The sequence below is a fragment of the Serratia sp. SA088 genome, from assembly GCF_049065515.1.
GTDB classification, from domain to species: domain Bacteria; phylum Pseudomonadota; class Gammaproteobacteria; order Enterobacterales; family Enterobacteriaceae; genus Serratia; species Serratia nematodiphila.
In genome coordinates, this window is record NZ_JBAKGW010000005.1 from 368,712 (window position 1) to 389,095 (window position 20,384).

The 20,384-nt window shown below is 61.2% G+C and carries 16 protein-coding genes; 8 read left to right on the forward strand and 8 right to left on the reverse strand.

Features of this window, described 5'->3' with window-relative positions:
• Positions 1–95 precede the first annotated feature (95 nt).
• The gene (gene plsB, locus ACOWVD_RS15620) at positions 96–2,561 is read left to right on the forward strand and encodes a glycerol-3-phosphate 1-O-acyltransferase PlsB (protein WP_099982352.1); all 2,466 of its coding nucleotides are present in this window, start codon (positions 96–98) and stop codon (positions 2,559–2,561) included.
• 66 nt (positions 2,562–2,627) lie between these two features.
• On the opposite strand, the gene ubiA is transcribed toward plsB, so the two are convergent.
• The gene (gene ubiA / locus ACOWVD_RS15625) at positions 2,628–3,500 is read right to left on the reverse strand and encodes a 4-hydroxybenzoate octaprenyltransferase (protein WP_004936728.1); all 873 of its coding nucleotides are present in this window, start codon (positions 3,498–3,500) and stop codon (positions 2,628–2,630) included.
• A 17-nt stretch (positions 3,501–3,517) separates the two neighbouring features.
• The gene (ubiC, locus tag ACOWVD_RS15630) at positions 3,518–4,033 is read right to left on the reverse strand and encodes a chorismate lyase (RefSeq protein WP_015379228.1); all 516 of its coding nucleotides are present in this window, start codon (positions 4,031–4,033) and stop codon (positions 3,518–3,520) included.
• A gap of 392 nt (positions 4,034–4,425) precedes the next feature.
• On the opposite strand from ubiC, the gene ACOWVD_RS15635 reads away from it, so the two are divergent.
• The 3 genes from ACOWVD_RS15635 to ACOWVD_RS15645 are packed head-to-tail and all read left to right on the forward strand — an operon-like array spanning position 4,426 to position 7,840.
• Positions 4,426–5,808 carry an MFS transporter gene (locus tag ACOWVD_RS15635; RefSeq protein WP_075684489.1) on the forward strand — a complete coding sequence of 461 codons (1,383 nt, stop codon included), beginning with the start codon at positions 4,426–4,428 and terminating at the stop codon, positions 5,806–5,808.
• A gap of 24 nt (positions 5,809–5,832) precedes the next feature.
• Positions 5,833–6,834 (forward strand): LacI family DNA-binding transcriptional regulator, encoded by a 1,002-nt coding sequence (locus ACOWVD_RS15640; RefSeq protein WP_048325669.1) that lies wholly within the window; start codon positions 5,833–5,835, stop codon positions 6,832–6,834.
• Positions 6,835–6,856: 22 nt separating this feature from the next.
• Positions 6,857–7,840 (forward strand): nucleoside hydrolase, encoded by a 984-nt coding sequence (locus ACOWVD_RS15645; protein ID WP_197798921.1) that lies wholly within the window; start codon positions 6,857–6,859, stop codon positions 7,838–7,840.
• Between the two features lie 55 nt (positions 7,841–7,895).
• On the opposite strand, the gene malM is transcribed toward ACOWVD_RS15645, so the two are convergent.
• The 4 genes from malM to ACOWVD_RS15665 all read right to left on the reverse strand — a co-directional run bounded on the left by malM (position 7,896) and on the right by ACOWVD_RS15665 (position 12,294).
• Positions 7,896–8,801, reverse strand: coding sequence for a maltose operon protein MalM (malM, locus tag ACOWVD_RS15650; protein WP_015379232.1), 906 nt, complete (start codon positions 8,799–8,801; stop codon positions 7,896–7,898).
• 97 nt (positions 8,802–8,898) lie between these two features.
• Positions 8,899–10,188, reverse strand: a complete 1,290-nt coding sequence (locus tag ACOWVD_RS15655; RefSeq protein ID WP_015379233.1) for a maltoporin — start codon at positions 10,186–10,188, stop codon at positions 8,899–8,901.
• Between the two features lie 32 nt (positions 10,189–10,220).
• Positions 10,221–11,330 (reverse strand): maltose/maltodextrin ABC transporter ATP-binding protein MalK, encoded by a 1,110-nt coding sequence (gene malK, locus ACOWVD_RS15660; protein WP_049241402.1) that lies wholly within the window; start codon positions 11,328–11,330, stop codon positions 10,221–10,223.
• Positions 11,323–12,294, reverse strand: coding sequence for an alpha-amylase family glycosyl hydrolase (locus ACOWVD_RS15665; RefSeq protein ID WP_015379234.1), 972 nt, complete (start codon positions 12,292–12,294; stop codon positions 11,323–11,325). Before ACOWVD_RS15665 ends, malK begins: the two co-directional genes overlap by 8 nt.
• A 358-nt stretch (positions 12,295–12,652) precedes the next feature.
• Between ACOWVD_RS15665 and malE the strand changes: the two genes are divergently transcribed.
• Genes malE through malG form a run of 3 tightly spaced genes read left to right on the forward strand, consistent with a single transcriptional unit; the run spans position 12,653 to position 16,383 of the window.
• On the forward strand, positions 12,653–13,846 hold the full coding sequence (gene malE, locus ACOWVD_RS15670; RefSeq protein WP_016930286.1) for a maltose/maltodextrin ABC transporter substrate-binding protein MalE: 1,194 nt from the start codon (positions 12,653–12,655) through the stop codon (positions 13,844–13,846).
• Positions 13,847–13,903: 57 nt separating this feature from the next.
• Positions 13,904–15,481, forward strand: coding sequence for a maltose ABC transporter permease MalF (gene malF / locus ACOWVD_RS15675; protein ID WP_421105655.1), 1,578 nt, complete (start codon positions 13,904–13,906; stop codon positions 15,479–15,481).
• A gap of 11 nt (positions 15,482–15,492) precedes the next feature.
• Complete coding sequence (gene malG, locus ACOWVD_RS15680; RefSeq protein ID WP_049241397.1) at positions 15,493–16,383, forward strand: maltose ABC transporter permease MalG; 891 nt, start codon at positions 15,493–15,495, stop codon at positions 16,381–16,383.
• Positions 16,384–16,594: 211 nt separating this feature from the next.
• Here the strand turns inward: malG and psiE are convergent, their stop codons facing one another.
• A complete protein-coding gene (gene psiE, locus ACOWVD_RS15685) occupies positions 16,595–17,002 on the reverse strand; it encodes a phosphate-starvation-inducible protein PsiE (RefSeq protein ID WP_164095431.1) in 408 nt (135 codons plus the stop codon).
• A gap of 225 nt (positions 17,003–17,227) precedes the next feature.
• On the opposite strand from psiE, the gene ACOWVD_RS15690 reads away from it, so the two are divergent.
• Positions 17,228–18,661 (forward strand): capsule assembly Wzi family protein, encoded by a 1,434-nt coding sequence (locus tag ACOWVD_RS15690; RefSeq protein WP_197763813.1) that lies wholly within the window; start codon positions 17,228–17,230, stop codon positions 18,659–18,661.
• 62 nt (positions 18,662–18,723) lie between these two features.
• Here the strand turns inward: ACOWVD_RS15690 and pgi are convergent, their stop codons facing one another.
• Positions 18,724–20,370 (reverse strand): glucose-6-phosphate isomerase, encoded by a 1,647-nt coding sequence (pgi, locus tag ACOWVD_RS15695; RefSeq protein WP_033639258.1) that lies wholly within the window; start codon positions 20,368–20,370, stop codon positions 18,724–18,726.
• Between the last annotated feature and the right edge of the window lie 14 nt (positions 20,371–20,384).

Sequence of the window (20,384 nt, forward strand, 5' to 3'; positions counted from 1 at the left end):
CGCGCTGACGGCTCTCGGTTTTCGAACACCACAGATCTGCTACCCGGTTTCTGGTATGCTTGCGGCGCATTGCTAACAAGAGGCTTCACGTTGTTATGTCAGGTTGGCGTAAAATTTATTATAAAATATTGAATTTACCACTTAAATTGTTGGTAAGAAGTAAGGTCATCCCTTCAGATCCGGTTACCGAGCTAGGGTTGGATCCCTCACGGCCGATTTTGTATGTTTTACCTTACAATTCCAAGGCGGATTTGCTGACGCTGCGCACCCAGTGCCTGGCGCAGGATCTGCCCGATCCGCTCAACTCGCTGGAGATCGACGGCACCGTGCTGCCGAGCTACGTGTTCATCCACGACGGCCCGCGCGTATTCCGCTATTACACCCCAAAAGAAGAGTCGGTAAAGCTGTTCCACGACTATCTGGATCTGCATCGCAGCAACCCGGATCTCGACATTCAGATGCTGCCGGTTTCGGTGATGTTCGGCCGTTCGCCGGGCCGCGAAGGCCACGGCACGCCGCACCTGCGTCTGTTGAACGGCGTGCAGAAATTCTTCGCCGTGCTGTGGCTCGGCCGCGACAGCTTCGTGCGTTTCTCCAACACCGTGTCGCTGCGCCGCATGGCTACCGAACACGGCACGGATAAAACCATCGCGCAGAAACTGGCGCGTGTGGCGCGCATGCACTTCTCGCGTCAGCGCCTGGCCGCGGTGGGCCCGAGTCTGCCGGCCCGTCAGGATCTGTTCAACAAGCTGTTGGCGTCCAAAGCGATCGAAAAAGCGGTCGAGGACGAAGCGCGCAGCAAGAAGATCTCGCACGAGAAGGCCCAGCAGAACGCCATCGCGCTGATGGAAGAGATCGCCGCCGACTTCTCCTACGAAACCGTGCGCCTGTCCGACCGCGTGCTGAGCTGGACCTGGAACCGGCTGTATCAGGGCATCAACGTCACCAACGCCGAGCGCGTGCGCCAGCTGGCGCAGGACGGCCACGAGATCGTCTACGTGCCCTGCCACCGCAGCCACATGGACTATCTGCTGCTGTCGTACGTGCTGTATCACCAGGGCCTGGTGCCGCCGCACATCGCTGCGGGCATCAACCTCAACTTCTGGCCGGCGGGCCCGATCTTCCGTCGCCTGGGCGCGTTCTTCATCCGCCGCACCTTTAAAGGCAACAAGCTGTACTCGACGGTGTTCCGCGAATACCTCGGCGAGCTGTTCACCCGCGGTTACTCGGTGGAATATTTCGTGGAAGGCGGCCGTTCCCGCACCGGGCGCTTGCTGGAGCCGAAGACCGGCACCCTGTCGATGACCATCCAGGCGATGCTGCGCGGCGGCACCCGTCCGATCACGCTGGTGCCGATTTACATCGGTTACGAACACGTGATGGAAGTGGGTACCTACGCCAAAGAGCTGCGCGGCGCCACCAAGGAAAAAGAGAGCCTGCCGCAGATGCTGCGCGGCCTGCGCAAGCTGCGCAACCTGGGCCAGGGATACGTCAACTTCGGCGAACCGCTGCCATTGACGGCTTACCTCAACCAGAACGTGCCGCAGTGGCGCGAATCGATCGATCCGATAGAAGCTCAGCGTCCAAGCTGGCTGACGCCGACGGTCAACGATCTGGCCGGCCAGATCATGGTGCGCATCAACAATGCCGCCGCAGCCAACGCCATGAACCTGTGTTCCACCGCGCTGCTGGCCTCGCGTCAGCGTTCGCTGACCCGCGAGCAGCTGGTCGAGCAGCTCGAGTGCTACCTGCAGCTGATGCGCAACGCGCCTTACGCGCGTGACGTCACCGTGCCGACGCAAACGCCGGATGAGCTGCTGGATCACGCGCTGAACATGAACAAGTTCGAGGTGGAGAAGGACAGCATCGGCGACATCATCATCCTGCCGCGCGAGCAGGCGGTGCTGATGACCTATTACCGCAACAACATCCACCATCTGCTGGTGTTGCCGTCGCTGATCGCCAGCATCGTGATGCATCATCGCCGGGTGTCGCGCGCCGAGCTGCTGCGCCAGATCGGCATGATCTACCCGATGCTGAAAGCCGAGCTGTTCCTGCATAACGACAAGGAACAGCTGCCGGAGGTGCTGCGGCCGATGATCGACGAGCTGATCCGTCAACAGCTGATCTGCGACAAAGGCGACGATCTGGTGCTCAACCCGGCGCGCATTCGCCCGCTGCAGCTGCTGGCCGCCGGGGTGCGCGAAACCCTGCAACGCTACGCCATCACCATGTCGATCCTCAGCGCCAACCCGAGCATCAACCGCGGCGCGCTGGAGAAAGAGAGCCGCATCATGGCGCAGCGTCTGTCGGTGCTGCACGGCATCAATGCGCCGGAGTTCTTCGACAAGGCGGTGTTCTCCACCCTGGTGGCGACACTGCGTGAAGAAGGCTACATCAACGACAGCGGCGATGCGATCCGCGAGCACACCCTCGAGGTGTACAGCATGCTGAGCGATCTGATCACGCCGGAAATCAAGCTGACCATCGAAAGCGTCAACATGCCGGAAGAGACCAACGCTCTGCCGCAAACCGATGCGCAAGAAGAGAAAGACGAGTGATTTCGCCCGGCGCGGAAACACAAAAGGCACCCCAAGGGGTGCCTTTTTTCTTGCTGCAGGAAACCGTTACGCCGGCAGATAGCTCAGCGCGATGCCGATAAACACCACCAGCCCGACATAGTTGTTCTGCAGAAAGGCCTTGAAGCAGGCGTCGCGCTCGCGCCCGGCGATCTGCTTCTGCTGGTGAATGAACAGCGCGCCCGCCAGCAGCAGCGACCAGTAAAACGCGCCGCCGAGCTGCGCCAGATAACCGACCCACACCAGCAGCAGCAACGTCGCGAACTGCAGCAGCCCGACGATCAGCTTGTCATAACGCCCGAACAGGATAGCGGTGGACTTGATGCCGATTTTCAGATCATCGTCGCGATCGACCATCGCATACAGCGTGTCATAGGCCACCGTCCAGCAGATGTTCGCCAGCAGCAGCAGCCAGCAGCTGAGCGGCAGCGATTCGCTGACCGCCGCATAGCCCATCGGAATGCCCCAGCCGAACGCGGCGCCCAGCACGAACTGCGGCAGGTTGGTCACCCGCTTCATAAACGGATACACCCAGGCCAGCGCCAGCGCCGCCAGCGACAGCCAGATGGTCATCGCATTCAGCGTCAACACCAGGCAGAACGAGATCAGCACCAGCACCACGAACAGCACCTTGGCCTCTTTCGCGCTCACCCGGCCGCTCGGCATCGGCCGCCCGGCGGTGCGTTTCACGTAGCCGTCCACCGCGCGATCGGCATAGTCATTCACCACGCAGCCGGCGGCGCGCATCAGGAACACGCCGAGCACGAACACCAGCAAAATCGACAGCGGCGGCACGCCTTTTCCGGCCAGCCACAGTGCCCACAGCGTCGGCCACAACAGCAACAGCGTGCCAATCGGTTTATCAATGCGCATCAAATGGCTGTAAGCCCGCCATTTACTTTGAGTCACGCTTCCCTCCAACGTCTTGCTCTCCTCTCTTATGCGGGGACCGCTGAATACAGCGGCGAAGCCGGTAAAAACAGTTCGGTCAGCAGCAGCGGCTTGCCCGCCAGCCGCAACCGTGAACGACGCGCCCACAGCGCATCCTGTCGGCCGATATGGATATAGTCGCGGGTCAGATCGCCACTGCTGAACAAATAGCGCCCCAGCGGCAGCGTCCCCAGATCCACCAGCGCCTGGTCGGGGCCGGTCAGCGTATGTTCCGGGATCACCGTGCGCCCCAGCAGCCAGGGCTGGCCGTCGCCCAGCAGCACCACTTCGCGCAGCCAGTAGCGCGGGCTATCGGGCAGGTGGTTCGCCTCGTCGCCCAGCGCCTCGCGCGTGACGAAGCATTCGCGCTGCGGTTCAACGCGCACCTGGGCGCAATGGCGTTCAAATCGTCGGGTCATGGAGCCTAACTCCATCAGCCAGTCGCTGACGGCGGCGGGCGCCGGAGGATCCTGTTCGGATAACCACTCCAGCGGCGGCAGGATGGAATCCCTGATGCCAGACATTGCTTTACTCCTCGCCTGAACCGCAGCCGGTACGGCGCGCCAGACGATACAAACTGTTAACAGGCCCCCATTGTAGCGCAGAAATGCGAAAGCGGCAGGCTGATTCGTGGCGAAAACGGCAGGTCAATCGGCCGGAAAAACCGGGGTTCTGTCATCTTTTTGCCATCCGCATTCTCTATCTTCATTTCCCGGCGCGCTGACGATTCTGTGATCGCCCGCAAAGTTTCAGCTTCCTCGCGTTGTGTTATCTACGCGCGTAGATACCCTGATACCGCAGCGTTGAATCGCCATGCGTCCGACATGATTTGTCGGCACACCTTTGTTGCCGGCACCAGGGAAACCATCTTTAACCGCGCCCCTCCAGGCGCAGAACAAAAGAGGATAGCACTGCCATGAGCGAAACAACGCTTGCCCCTTCACAGACCGCCGACGCCGCGCTGGCGGCCGATGAACGCCTGGCAACCAAAGAGGGGCGCAGCCAATTTTGGCGCGCCACCTTCTCCTGCTGGCTCGGCACCGCCATGGAATACGTCGACTTTGCGCTGTACGGCCTGGCGGCCGGCATGGTGTTCGGCGACGTGTTCTTCCCCGAAGCCACGCCGCTGGTGGCGTTGCTGGCCAGCTTCGCCACCTACTCCGTCGGCTTCGTCGCGCGGCCGATCGGCGCGCTGGTGTTCGGCTGGATCGGCGATCGCAAAGGCCGCCGCGTGGTGTTGATCACCACCGTGGCGCTGATGGGCCTCTCCACCACATTGATCGGCCTGATCCCGCCCTATGCGCAAATCGGCGTCTGGGCGCCCGCCTGCCTGGTGATCCTGCGCTTCGCGCAGGGGTTCGGCGCCGGTGCGGAGCTGTCCGGCGGGGCGGTGATGCTGGCGGAATACGCGCCGGCCAAGCGGCGCGGGCTGGTGGCGTCGATCATCGCCATCGGCTCCAACAGTGGCACCCTGCTGGCGTCGCTGGTGTGGCTGCTGGTATTGCAGCTGGACAAGGAAGACCTGATGAGCTGGGGCTGGCGCATTCCGTTCCTCGCCAGTATCCTGATCGCCGGCGTGGCGCTGTATCTGCGCCGCCACGTGCGGGAAACGCCGGTGTTCGAACGCGAACTGCAGCAAAACCACCAGCGCATGCTCGACGCCGCCCAGGCCACGCCGGACTCACGCAGCTACCTGCAACGCACCAAGGCGTTCTGGGTGATGCTTGGCCTGCGCATCGGCGAGAACGGCCCTTCCTACCTGTGCCAGGGCTTTATCGTCGGCTACGTCGCCAAGGTGCTGATGGTCGATAAATCGGTGCCGGCGCTGGCGGTGCTGATCGCCTCACTGTGCGGTTTTCTGGTGATCCCGCTGGCCGGCTGGCTCTCCGATCGTTTCGGCCGTCGCATCACCTACCGGTGGTTCTGCCTGCTGCTGGTGCTGTACGCTTTCCCGGCGTTCTGGCTGCTCGACAGCCGTGAGCCGGCGATCGTCATCTCGGTGATCGTGGTCGGCATGTGCATCGCATCGCTGGGGATCTTCGGCGTGCAGGCGGCCTACGGCGTCGAACTGTTCGGCGTGAAGAACCGCTACTCCAAAATGGCGTTCGCCAAGGAGCTCGGGTCGATCCTCTCCGGCGGCACTGCGCCGCTGATCGCCACCGCGCTGCTGTCCGGTTTCGGTCACTGGTGGCCTGTCGCCTGCTATTTTGTTGTAATGGCGGCCATCGGCTTAATCACCACCTTCTTTGCTCCCGAAACCCGCGGCCGCGATCTCAACCTGCCGCAGGATGCCGCGTAGCGGGAAGGCGAACAGGACCTCAATTTGGATAATCACTCCGCGCGCCGCGTTACCCGCGCCGACGTGGCTCGCATAGCGGGCACCTCCGTCGCCGTGGTCAGCTACGTGATCAACAACGGCCCGCGCCCGGTGGCGGAAGCCACCCGGCTGCGCGTGCTGGCGGCGATCGAGCAGACCGGCTACCGGCCGAATGACATCGCGCGAGCGCTGGCCTCCGGCAGCACGCAAACCTATGGGCTGGTGGTGCCGGATATTTCCAACCCGTTCTTCGCCACGCTGGCGCGGGCGCTGCAGCAGGAGGCCTTCAGCCGCGGCCGCGTGCTGCTGCTGGGCGACGCCGGCGACGACCGGCAGCGCGAATATGAGCTGATCAACAACCTGCTGCGCCGCCAGGTCGACGGCCTGCTGTACACCAGCGTCGATCGCCATCCGTGGTTCGATCTGATCCGCGCCTCCGGCACGCCCTGCGTGATGATAGATACCATCGACAGCCAGGCCGGCGTCTGCGCCATTCGCGTCGACGAGCGCGACGCCGCCTGCCAGGCGACCCGCCATCTGCTGCAGCACGGCTATCGCGATATCGGCATTTTTATCGGCCCGCTGACCATGCTCAACGCACAGGATCGCCTGAACGGCTGGCGCGATGCGCTGCTGGAAGCGGGCATCGCGCCGCGCGACGAATGGATTTTCGAGGTGCCCTACACCCGCCAGGGCGGTTACCAGGCCACCCAGCGCCTGGTGCAAGGCCCGCGCCCGCGCGCCGTTTTCACCTCTAACGAGCAGCAGGCGCTCGGCTGCCTGTCGGCGCTGGCGGAACATGGGCTGCGCGCGCCGGATGATCTGGCGCTGATCTGTTTTAACGGCACGCAGCAATCCGAATTCAGCGTGCCGCCGCTCAGCGCGGTCGAGCAGCCGATCGACGCCATGGCCAAACGGGCCATCGCCATGCTGGCCGCCGGCGCCGCGCCCGCCGAGCTGCATGAATTCGCTTTTCAACTGCGCATCCGCCACTCGTGCGGCTGTTAGCGGTTTTTCAGGACACCTTACTATGCGTTTAATCATTGATTGCGATCCCGGCAACGGCGTTCCCGGCGCCAACGTCGATGACGGTCTGGCGCTGGCTCTGGCGCTGGCGGCCAAACCGCAGCTGCAACTGGAGCTGATCAGCATCGTGGCCGGCAATACCCCGCGTGAAGTGGGCTTCGCCGTCGCCTCCGATCTGCTGGCGCAGAGCGGCTACCGGGTACCGGTCGCCCTCGGCGCGGCGCGCGCCCTGAGCGAGCCGCCGGAGCCGTGGCGCGCACATCTGGACCGCCCAATCGCCGATCCTCAGTTGGCGGCGCTGTGGCGCGACTTGCCCGCCCCCTCGCTGGCCAACGCGCCCGCACCGGACGCAGCCATCGCCATCGGCGAACTGATCTGCCGGCATCCCGGCGAGATCACGCTGGCGGCGATCGGCCCGCTGACCAACGTTGCGCACTCCATGCAGCTTTACCCGCAGATGGCGCAGGCGGTGAAAGAGATCGTGATCATGGGCGGCGTGTTCAACGTCGAAGGATACATCAAGGACACCAATTTTGGTTTGGATCCGGAAGCGGCGCGGCTGGTGTTGAACAGCGGCGCCAATATCACGCTGGCGCCGCTGGACGTCACCACCCAGACCATGCTGACCCAGGCGGATCTGGCCGCGCTGACCCAGCCGGATACCCCGCTATGCCGTTATTTGCGCGCCACCACGCAGCCGTGGATCGACTATTCGCGCCATACGCGGCGCCTGCCGGGCTGCTGGATCCATGATGCGCTGGTGATCGCCTGGCTGCTGGAACCGCAGTTGGTCACGACCGAAATGTTCCATGTGGATGTGGCGCTGGAAGGGGCGTTGACGCGCGGCAGCTCACGCCGTTGGCGGCCGGGCGGCCTGCGCCTGACGGTCGGTATGCCGCCGCCGCAGGGCAAGCCGGTGCGCATCATGCAGCAGGTGGACAACGCCCGTCTGCTGGCGTTGATCGGCGCAACGCTGGCGCGCGGATGAAAAAAGGTGCGCCAAGGCGCACCAATCATCGAGCCAGCATCGGCAGCGCCGGGTGTTACCCCTTGCCTTTAACGCTGCTGATAAACGTTTTACGCGCAGTGGTAGAGCCCAACTTCTCGGCCTCATTCATCAGCTTCAGCGCCTTATCGATATCGCCCGCCTTCACCGCCTGCTTGATGCCGTTATTAAAGTAGCTTTCGGTATCGTTGAGCATCGGCTCCGCCGGTTTCTCCGGCGTCGGCATCGGTGCCGCCGCTGCGGCCGGGGTGCTCGACCCCACCACCACCGGCGCCACGCTCGGCGCAGGCTGCAGCATGCCGATCATCACGTTGCCGGTGCCCTGTTCAGCGGTGACCTTAAGCTTCAGCGTGCCGGTCGTCGCGTGGCCGGCGATCGGATCCGGGATATCCGGCACCGCGTTGCCCACCCCCTGCGCATAGGCCTTGGCCGGGTTGGTCAGCTGCGTAGTTTTCACCAAATCCTGGCGAGTGGTGTACACCAGCAGGTAAATCTGTTTTTGACCGAGCGCCGGCGTCAGCTTCAGCGTGCCTTCGAGACGATCGGAGGACATCGCCCCCGGCGGCTGGTAAGGGAAATAGCTGCTCGGGTAATACGCCGCCGGGCGCAGATGCTCGTCCAGCACCAGCACGCTCGGCGCGTACAGCGAATTGTTTTTGGCGAGGCTGCTCAGCGTCACTTCCAGCGAACCGCGATCGGCCGGCAACGTATAGGCGGCGATCGCCCCCTGGATCTCGCCCTGATTGAGCTGCGGGCTGACGGCGTCGAGCTTCACCTCTTGCGACACCGGCGGCTGCAACGGCTGCCACGGCAGGCTTTGCAGCGTGGCGGCGCTGATGGCCGGCGCGACGGAAACGTTGGCCGGCGTATCGGCATTGGCCGCCAAAGGCGCGCCGACGGTCAGCGCCAGCGACAGGCAGAGTGACAGCAGATTCTTTTTCATCGTTATATCCTCTTTCAGCGCCGCGATGGATCAGGCAAGAGATCCGGCCGCGGCGAATGCGATTGGGGGAGAGCCTGCGGCCCTCCCCGTCCTGTCGTTACCACCAAATTTCCATCTGGGCGCCGAAGGTGACTTCGTCATCCTTGCCGCGGCTGAAGGTATGCATGCTGGTGTCGTTGTAAGCGGTGCCGGCGTTATACCCGGTGTCATCGCCGGTGGCGTAGCCCCACTTCTCGTCCCACTTGGCGTAGGTGGCGAACAGGCGGATGGCCGGACGCGACCAGATGCTGTTGCCCGCCTGCCATTGCTGAGCCAGGGTCACTTTATACTGGCCGTTGCGATCGCCGGTGCGCTGGGATTTGACGTTGTCATAGCCGGCTTCCAGCAAGGTGCTCATGATCGGCGTCCATTTGTACATCGGGCGCACGCCCACGGTGTACCAGGTGGTGCCGTTGTTGTTGTCGCGGTCGATGTCCTGGAACATGGCGACGTACATCAGCGCCCATTGATCGTTGAAGTCGATGGCGCCGTGATCCAGCACGCGGATCATCTTGCCGTTGTTATCGATGGTGGCGCCTTCGTTGCGGCCGTTGTTCTGCGAGGTCATCGAGTCGGTGGCGTACTGCAGCACGAACTTGTTGTAACCGTTCAGGATGCTCTGCGTGTGTTCCGCGGTGAACATCCAGCCGTCTTTGCTGGCACCGTCCGCCAGGCGGTAGTTATCCTGCGCATTGGCGCGGCCGTAGTCCACGCCCAGCTCCAGGGTGCCGCCCGGGTTCAGCTCCAGGCCGGCCAGACGCAGGTCGAAAGTGTCGTTGACGGTCGGACGCTGTTTCCATTCGTTATCCAGATAGCCGTAAGAGCCGCCGGATTCGGAGTTGCGGGTCACGGCGGCGGACAGCTTGCCGAAGCCCAGATCGATGTTTTCCAGACCGGCGCCCGGGCCGGAGATATCCCAGTAGTAGAAGTCGATCATGTGAACGTCATGACGCTGATAGAAACGCTTACCGGCCCACAGCGTGGAGCCCGGCAGCCAGTCGATCAGGTTTTTACCCTGCACGTTGACTTCGCGGAAGCCCGGCGTCACGTCTTCCCAGTCGGAACGTTGCGAGACCGAATAGGCCAGGTTGGTGTCGAAATAGAAGCTCTTGTCGCCTTCTTTCCACACTTCCTGCCCCAGTTTCAGTTCGGCGTAGGTTTCACATTCGTTGCCGAGACGGTATTTGCTCGCGGCGCCGGTGGCCTTGAAGCACTGTTGCTCACCGCCGCTGCCGGTCCAGCCGATGCCGGAACGGGCGTAACCGTGAAAATCCACGGCCAGCGCCTGAGTAGAGAGAACACCGGCGGCGACAGCCAGTGCCAGAGGAAGTTTGCGCAGAGTAGTCATCATTATTCTCCTGTTATACCGACTTTGATGCTTTAAACGCCCGGCTCCTGGTGCAGCCGTTTACATGCCGTACCGTCTTCACGGAACAGGTGGCAGCGGTGAGGCGGCAGGCCGATGGCGAATGTGGCACCTTCTTCTACCAGCACCACGTCGTTCTGGCGGTACACCAGGTTTTGACGGATGGCCGGGATTTGGATGTGGATTTGCGTCTCGTTGCCGAGCTGCTCCACCACCTGTACGTCGCCGGTAAGCCGCACTTCAGAGGCTTCGCCGGGCAGCAGATGTTCGGGGCGAATGCCCAGTGACAGGTTGGCGCCGGGCTGAACGCCCGCGCCTTCCACCGGCAGCCAGACCAGTTGACGGTTGGGCAGTTCGACCTGCACCTGTTGCGCCTGCGCAGCGGTCACCTTGACCGGCAGGAAGTTCATCTTCGGCGAGCCGATAAACCCGGCGACGAAGCGGTTGGCCGGGTAGTGGTACAGTTCCAGCGGCTTGCCGACCTGCGCCACGCGACCGGCGTCGAGCACCACGATCTTGTCGGCCAGCGTCATCGCTTCGACCTGATCGTGAGTGACGTAAATCATGGTGCGCTGCAGGCGCTTGTGCAGACGGGAGATCTCGATGCGCATCTGCACCCGCAGCGCGGCATCGAGGTTGGACAGCGGTTCGTCGAGCAGAAACACGTCCGGCTCGGCCACCAGCGTGCGGCCGATCGCCACGCGCTGACGCTGCCCGCCGGACAGCGCCTTCGGCCGCCGATCGAGCAGGTGCGCCAGCTGCAGCACCTCGGAGACCTGGTTCACCCGTTGATTGATTTCCGCTTTCCTGGCGCCGGCCAGCTTCAGGCCGAACGACATGTTGTCCGCCACCGACAGGTGCGGATACAGCGCGTAGGACTGGAACACCATGCCGATGCCGCGCTCGGAAGGCGGCACCTCATTCATCCGTTTCTCGCCGATCAGCAGGTCGCCGGAGGTGATGTCCTCCAGCCCGGCGATCATGCGCAGCAGCGTCGATTTGCCGCAGCCCGACGGCCCGACAAACACCACAAACTCGCCGTCTTCGATGGTCAGATTGACGTCTTTGGAAATCACGGCCTCACCGAAGGCCTTATAAACGCTGCGCAGTGTCACGCTAGCCATGCGTTACTCCCCTGCTTTCGCAGTTAACATGTCGTGTGAAAATGGCGGAGGCAAAGCCCGCCAAAACCCATTGATGACCCTCTTGCTGCGCGCCGTGCTGCCATGCCAACGGCAAGGTCGCCTCAGACGGCGCGGCCGCCTGAGTATAAGGCTGCAGGTTTATCAGCGCTTCAAGGCATTGATCCTGATGGGTAATAAGTAAGCGCACCACGCCGTCCCGCTGGCTGACCGCGTTCAGCTCGCCGCGCTGGATGAGCGGCGAACGGCGCAGGGCCAACAGCGCCTGGCAGTAACGTAAGGTGGAGTGGCTGTCGTGCTGTTGGCGGCTGATGGCCAATGCGCGGTGTTCGATCGCCACCTGCTGATACCAGCTGATCTCCCCGGCGGTGACCTGTTCGGGGGCTTCATGCCACGGCATCGGCGTTTGCGCGCCGCGCGGATCCTGCAGGCCGGCGGCATGCGGCAGCCCCAGCTCTTCGCCCTGATACAGGCAGATCGGCGCCGGCAACATCGCCAACAGCGTCAAAAAGGCGGCGGCGGAACGCAAATCGCCTTGCCCCCAGCGGCTGACCACTCTTGGCTGCTCGGCATCCCCGGTGCTCCACAGGCTGTCCGCCAACGTGGCGCGGCGGGCGTGCAACACCGCCGCCAGCTTCTCCGCGCTGAACGGCATCACGTCCAGCGCCAGCGCGCCGTGGGCGAACCGCTGCGGCGCGACGGCATTGCGAACGCGGTTGGCTTCATCGCCGTACCACAGCGTCAGCCCTTCGCCCGTCACCGTCGCCTCGGCCTCCGGCGCCAGCGTCTGCGGCAGCAGCAGGCCGTCGATCGACAGCGCTTTCAGGTACGGCAGCGCTGCAAGCATGCCGTGTGCGTCGCCCACGCCGTCCCCGTTTCCGTCACGGAAACTGGCCGGATGGATCCGGTACAGGGTGGGCTGAGTGGCGATAGGCATTGACGACATAAATCCGGTATCCCTGCTGCGCGTGGCGTTAAAAATCGATGTGCCGATAGTGCGGGAGTCACCGGAAAGGGTAATCATCCGTAACAGGATTTTTCATGGGGGAGGAGGCGGGAGGATGAGAGAACGACCGCGGCGATGAGAAGTTCCGCGCTTAAGGCAAATCTGTGATCCGGCTGGCAAAAATCGCCCCCCTATTTTGTGCCTGACGCCACAGAATAGAGCACAACGTTAACTGGATCACACTCCTCATCTTAGGGGCGTAGAGGGGGGGAGGATGAGAATATGTCGCGTTGTGACCCACTATTACCGCGAAACGTCTCTCCTTGATTTATGTGCCCACAAAAAGAAGGACTGGATTATGACTCGCAGCATTACCCTCGCCCGCACGCTGGCGCTCTCGGCACTGGCCACCCTGGTGCTCTCTTCTTCCGCCTTCGCCAAGATTGAGGAAGGCAAACTGGTTATCTGGATCAACGGCGACAAGGGCTATAACGGCCTGGCGGAAGTCGGCAAGAAATTCGAAAAAGACACCGGCATCAAGGTCACCGTCGAGCACCCGGACAAACTGGAAGAAAAATATCCGCAGGTGGCCGCCACCGGCGACGGTCCTGACATCATTTTCTGGGCCCACGACCGCTTCGGCGGCTATGCGCAGTCCGGCCTGTTGGCCGAAATCCACCCGTCCAAAGCCTTCCAGGACAAGCTGTTCCCGTTCACCTGGGACGCCGTGCGCTATGACGGCAAGCTGATCGGCTACCCGATCGCCGTCGAAGCGCTGTCGCTGATTTACAACAAGGACTTGGTCAAACAGCCGCCGAAGACCTGGGAAGAGATCCCGGCGCTGGACAAACAGCTGCGCGCCGGCGGCAAGAGCGCCATCATGTGGAACCTGCAGGAACCCTACTTCACCTGGCCTATCATCGCCGCCGACGGCGGTTATGCCTTCAAGTATGAAAACGGCAAATACAACATCAAGGATGTCGGCGTCGCCAACGCCGGTTCACAGGCTGGCCTGCAGTTCATCGTCGATCTGGTGAAAAACAAACACATCAACGCCGATACCGATTACTCGATCGCCGAGGCCGCGTTCAACAAAGGCCAAACCGCGATGACCATCAACGGGCCATGGGCCTGGAACAACATCGAGCAGAGCAAAATCAACTACGGCGTGACGCTGCTGCCGACCTTCAAAGGCAAACCGTCCAAGCCGTTCGTCGGCGTGCTGACCGCCGGCATCAACGCCGCCAGTCCGAATAAGGAGCTGGCGACCGAGTTCCTCGAAAACTACCTGCTGACCAACGAAGGGCTGGCGGACGTCAACAAAGACAAACCGCTGGGCGCGGTGGCGCTGAAATCCTACCAGGAGGCGCTGGCCAAAGATCCGAAGATCGCCGCCACCATGCAGAACTCGCAAAACGGGGAGATTATGCCGAACATCCCGCAGATGAGCGCCTTCTGGTACGCCGAACGCAGTGCAGTGATCAACGCCGTCAGCGGCCGTCAGACGGTGAAAGCCGCGCTGGACGACGTGCAGACCCGCATCACCAAGTAACGACGTCGTGCGGGGCGCCGTGGCGCCCCGCCATTGCTTCACAGAAAGGAACGCCCTATGCAATTCGCTCACGCCGGGACGCCTGCGCGTAAAAAATCGAAGTGGTGGCAAAGCGACGCGCTGAAATGGCTGGTGGTCGGCCTGTTCAGCCTGGTGACCTGCTACCTGATTGTGTTGATGTATGCACAGGGTGAATACCTGTTCGCCATCCTGACGCTGATCCTGGTCAGCGCCGGACTTTACGTCTTCGCCAACCGCCGCGCCTACGCCTGGCGCTATGTGTATCCCGGCGTCGCCGGCATGGGACTGTTCGTCCTGTTCCCGCTGATCTGCACCATCGCCATCGCCTTTACCAACTACAGCAGCACCAACCAGTTGACCTTTGAGCGCGCGCAATCGGTGCTGATGCAACGCCAGTTCCAGAGCGGCAAAACCTTCACCTTCGGCCTCTACCCGGCGGAAAATCAGCAATGGCGCCTGCAATTAACCTCGCCGGATAGTGAACAGCCGATGATTTCCGAGCCTTTCCGCCTCGACGCCGCTGCGCCGCAAACCCTGACATTGACCACGCAGAGCGCCGCGCCGCAGGGCGAACGCGCCACGCTGCGAGTGATCACCCAGAACCGGCAAGCGCTGAGCCAGCTGGTGGCGCAACTGCCCGACGGCGGTGAATTGCGCATGAGCTCTCTTCGCCAATTCTCCGGCACCCGTCCGCTGTATGCGCTGGACAAAGACGGCAGCACGCTGACCAATAACCAGACCCAGGTGCGCTATCGGCCGAACGGCGACATCGGCTTCTATCAGGCGATCAACGCCGACGGCGGCTGGGCGCAGGAAACCCTGAGCCCCGGCTATACCGTCACCACCGGCTGGAAAAACTTCCTGCGGGTGCTGCAGGACGAAGGCATCAAGAAACCGTTCGTGTCGATCTTCATCTGGACCATCGTGTTCTCGGTAATGACGGTGATCCTCACCGTGGCGGTCGGCATGGTGTTGGCCTGCGTGGTGCAGTGGGAGGCGCTGAAAGGCAAGGCGATCTACCGCGTGCTGCTGATCCTGCCCTATGCGGTGCCGTCGTTCATTTCGATCCTGATCTTCAAAGGGTTGTTCAACCAGAGCTTCGGCGAAATCAACATGATGCTCAGCCATCTGTTCGGCATCAAACCCGCCTGGTTCAGCGATCCGCTCACCGCCAAGAGCATGATCCTGATCGTCAACACCTGGCTCGGCTACCCGTACATGATGATCCTGTGCATGGGGCTGCTGAAAGCGATCCCGGACGATCTGTACGAGGCCTCGGCGATGGATGGCGCCAACCCGTGGCAAAACTTCTTCCGCATCACCTTGCCGCTGCTGATCAAGCCGCTGACGCCGCTGATGATCGCCAGCTTCGCCTTCAACTTTAACAACTTCGTGCTGATCCAGCTGCTGACCAACGGCGGCCCGGACATGATCGGCAGCACCACGCCGGCCGGCTATACCGATCTGCTGGTCAGCTACACCTACCGCATCGCCTTCGAAGGCGGCGGCGGGCAAGACTTCGGCCTGGCGGCCGCCATCGCCACGCTGATCTTCCTGCTGGTGGGCGCGCTGGCGATCCTGAATTTGAAAGCCAGCAAGATGAACTTCGATTAGGGAGAATAACGATGGCCATGGTTCAACCCAAATCCCAGCGCTTGCGCCTGTGGATCACCCATATCTTGATGCTGTGCTTTATCGCCCTGATCATGTTTCCGCTGCTGATGGTGGTCGCCATCTCGCTGCGCTCCGGCAACTTCGCCACCGGCAGCCTGATACCGGAAACCCTCTCTTGGGATCACTGGCGGCTGGCGCTCGGCTTCAGCGTCACCCACGCCGACGGCAGCGTGACGCCGCCGCCGTTCCCGGTGCTGCTGTGGCTGTGGAACTCAGTCAAGATCGCGGCGATCACCGCCATCGGTATCGTGACGCTATCCACCACCTGCGCCTACGCCTTCGCCCGCATGCGTTTTCGCGGCAAGAGCGCGCTGTTGAAAAGCATGCTGATCTTCCAGATGTTCCCGGCGGTGCTGTCGCTGGTGGCGCTGTACGCCCTGTTCGATCGCCTGGGACAGTACATTCCGTTTATCGGCCTGAACACCCACGGCGGCGTGATTTTCGCCTACATGGGCGGCATTGCGCTGCACGTCTGGACTATCAAAGGCTATTTCGAAACCATCGACAATTCGCTGGAAGAAGCGGCGGCGCTGGATGGCGCCACGCCGTGGCAGGCGTTTCGTCTGGTGCTGTTGCCGCTGTCGGTGCCGATTCTGGCGGTGGTATTCATTCTGTCGTTTATTGCCGCCATCACCGAAGTGCCGGTGGCGTCGCTGCTGCTGCGCGATGTGAACAGCTACACGCTGGCGGTGGGGATGCAGCAATATCTCAACCCGCAGAACTACCTGTGGGGCGACTTCGCCGCCGCCGCGGTACTGTCGGCGATACCGATTACCGCCGTGTTCCTGCTGGCGCAGCGCTGGCTGGTGGGTGGCCTGACGGCCGGCGGCGTGAAGGGGTAATTTGTGCCACTGCAGTGCGTTTGATGTTTTTCCTTATCTTTTACCCTATGGATTTCAAGTTACAGCCAGGCGACCAGCTCGCTAAGCCCAGGCGCTTACTTCAGTAAGTAACTGGGGTTAGCGAGTGCAGTCAACAACGCTGTCGCTTGAAAGACGACGGGTAATTATATCCTGTGTCTTTGGCGGCCTTTGGCCGCCATTTTTATCTCAACTACTCCCGTTTCAGCCGGTCGGTGTTAGCCAGATAGAGCGTCACCACCAGCACCAATATCGCCGCCGCGTAGATCAGGGTGTCGATGGGATTTTTGTGATCCACGATAATCAAACGAATAATCGCGGTAATGCCGATATAAATAAAATAGCGCAGCGGGAAATGATAACCCGACTCAAAATACTTGACGATCAAGGCGATAAATTCAAAGTACAAAAAATAAATCACGATGCCTTCAATCAACAGGTAAGAGGACGACTCTTCGCTGTTAATAAATAACACCTTCGCCAGATGGATGGTCTCCTTGACCAGAAATACCACCAGAATTGCCGCCAGCAGCAACAAGCCCACGTTCAGCACCCGCTGCATCCCCTTCGCTATCATGATCGAACGCGACGTTTTTGCCATAAAGATCCTCTCTGATTACCGCTTAAATTATCCGTTAGCGCCAATATAGGCATTGTCTTAAAATTTGGCCTTCGCGCGAAAGCGTTTTTAAACCCCATTTAATTCATCACCTTATAATAAGATGTTTCTGACTCATAGATTTGTAGCAAATCGAAATGTCAACTATCATGGGACGCAGAGATCTTTACATAAAACCAATAACCTCGAATTAACAAGGGATTTTTTATGCGCGCTAAACTTAACGGACTGGTCGCTGCGGGCCTGTTTACCTGTGCATTATCCGGCCACGCCGCCGGCCTGGTAGCCCCTGACAACGATCTGCGTAACGATCTCGCCTGGTTGTCTGACCGCGGCGTCATCAACGTCAGCCTGTCCACCTGGCCGCTGAGTCAGGAAGAGATCAGTTCCGTTATCGCGCAGGCCAAGCCGGTGACCAATACCGAGAAGAACGTCATCGATCGCGTGCAACGCCGCGTCGATGCGTTAAAGGCCAACATCCGCGTCAGCGGTTACGCATCGACCGATAAACCCGGCACCCCGCAGGGCTTCGGCCAAAACGAGTACGCCGACGATCGCCTGACCATCGGCGCCGGCGCCAACGGCGAGTTCTGGGATGTGCGTCTGCAAGGCTCGGTGGAAGGCGATCAGCGCGTCAGCGACGGCTCAAAATTCAATATGAACGGCTCCTACGGCGCAGTGAAAATCTGGAATCAGTGGCTCTCCTTCGGCGAGGTTTCCCAATGGTGGGGCCCGGGTTACGACGGCAGCCTGATTCGCTCCGACGCCGCACGCCCGGTAGCCGGCTTTATGCTGCAGCGCGCCGATCAATCGCCGTTTGAAACCCCGTGGCTGTCGTGGATCGGCCGCTGGCAATACCAGCTGACTGCAGGCCAGCTGTCACAGTACAGTTCTGTACCGCACACCAAACTGATCGGCGGCCGCTTCACCATGATGCCGACCGACTTCCTCGAATTGGGTGCGTCACGTGTCATGATGTGGGGCGGTGAAGGCCGTCCGCAGTCCTGGAGTTCGTTCTGGGATGCGACAACCGGCAAAGACAATACCGATAATTCAATCAATGACCCGGGCAACCAGCTCGCCGGTTTCGACTTCAAGCTGAAAATGCAGCCGCTGATTGGCCTGCCGGTCAGCCTGTACGGCCAACTGGTCGGCGAGGATGAAGCCGGTTATCTGCCATCACAAAATACGTATCTGTTGGGTCTGGAAGGTCACCCTGAGTGGGGCAGCACCACGATCAACTGGTCGATTGAAGGGGCGGATACCCGCGCCAATATGGATCGCAAAGGCTATGTCTACAATCACTGGGTCTACAAAGGCGGCTACTATCAGCAGGGCTACCCGCTGGGTCACGCAATGGGCGGCGACGGCCAGATGCTGTCCGGCCGCGTCGAGCTGGTGCTGGACGACAGTCAGCGCTGGAGCACCCGTCTGGTATACGCCAAGGTGAACCCGCGGAGCCAAAGCATCAACCAGGCGTTCCCGAAATCCGATACGCTGAAGGGCGTCCAGGTCGGTTGGGGTTACACCTTCCCGTCCCAGGTTAAGTTCGATACCAGCCTGTGGTACACCGACAACGATCACAGCACCGCCGACGACGTGGGCGCCGGCGTCAGCTTCGAAGTGCCGATCAACCTGTAATTTTTTTGCAGACGTAAAAAAACCCGCCGCGGCGGGTTTTTTATTGGCTTCAGCTCAGGCGCTTAGCGCCATTCCTTGAAGCGGTTGATCAGCGCATTGGTCGAGCTGTCGTGACTGCTGATTTTCTCGCTGCCCGCCAGCTCCGGCAGGATACGGTTAGCCAGCTGTTTGCCCAGCTCCACGCCCCACTGATCGAAGGTGAAGATGTTCAGGATCGCGCCCTGAGTGAAGATCTTGTGCTCGTACAGCGCGATCAGGCTGCCCAGGCTGAACGGGGTGATTTCGCGCAGCAGGATTGAGTTGGTCGGCCGGTTGCCTTCAAACACCTTGAACGGCGCCACGTGCTTGACCTGCTCAGGGGTTTTGCCCTGCGCCGCGAACTCGGCTTCCACTACTTCCAGCGATTTGCCAAACGCCAGCGCTTCGGTCTGAGCGAAGAAGTTGGACAGCAGTTTGGCGTGATGATCGCCCAGCGGGTTATGGCTGATGGCCGGCGCGATGAAATCGCACGGCACCAGCTTGGTGCCCTGGTGGATCAGCTGGTAGAACGCGTGCTGGCCATTGGTGCCCGGCTCGCCCCAGATGATAGGGCCGGTCTGGTAATCCACCGGGTTGCCGTTGCGATCGACGTACTTGCCGTTGGATTCCATGTTGCCCTGCTGGAAGTAAGCGGCAAAACGGTGCATGTACTGATCGTACGGCAGAATGGCTTCGGTTTCGGCGCCGAAGAAGTTGTTGTACCAAATACCGATCAGCGCCAGCAGCACCGGCAGGTTTTTCTCCGCCGGCGTTTCGGCGAAGTGCTTGTCCATAGCGTGCGCGCCGCTCAGCAGCTGCTCGAAGTTGTCATAACCGATGGACAGCGCGATCGACAGGCCGATCGCCGACCACAGGGAGTAACGGCCACCGACCCAGTCCCAGAATTCGAACATGTTGTCGGTATCGATGCCGAACTCGGCTACCGCTTTGCCGTTGGTGGACAGCGCGGCGAAGTGCTTGGCCACGTGCTGTTGATCGGCGGCGCTGCTCAGGAACCAGTCACGCGCGCTGTGGGCGTTGGTCATGGTTTCCTGAGTGGTGAAGGTTTTGGAGGCCACCAGGAACAGTGTGGTTTCCGGATTCAGCGGCTGCAACGTTTCGGCGATGTGGGTGCCGTCGACGTTGGAGACGAAGTGCATGTTCAGGTGGTTTTTATAAGGGCGCAGTGCTTCGGTCACCATGTAAGGGCCGAGATCCGAACCGCCGATGCCGATGTTCACCACGTCGGTGATCGGCTTGCCGGTGTAGCCTTTCCACTCGCCGCCGATGACGCGCGCGCAGAACTGTTTGATCTTGGCCAATACCGCGTTCACTTCCGGCATCACGTCTTTGCCGTCGACCAGAATCGGGCTGTTGCTGCGGTTGCGCAGGGCAATATGCAGCACCGCGCGATCTTCGGTGCGGTTGATCTTCTCACCGGCGAACATCGATTTGATGGCGCCTTGCAGATCGGTTTCTTTCGCCAGCGCCTGCAGCTTCTCCAGAGTTTCCTGCGTGATGCGGTTCTTGGAATAGTCCACCAACATTTGGTCGTTGAAGGTCGCGGAGAACCTGGAGAAACGATCGCTGTCCTGGGCGAACAGGTCAGCGATCCGTACGTCTTTCATCTGTGCATAATGTTGCTGCAGGGCTTGCCAAGCAGCGGTTTGACTAGGATTGATATTTTTCATAGCAACACTCTTAG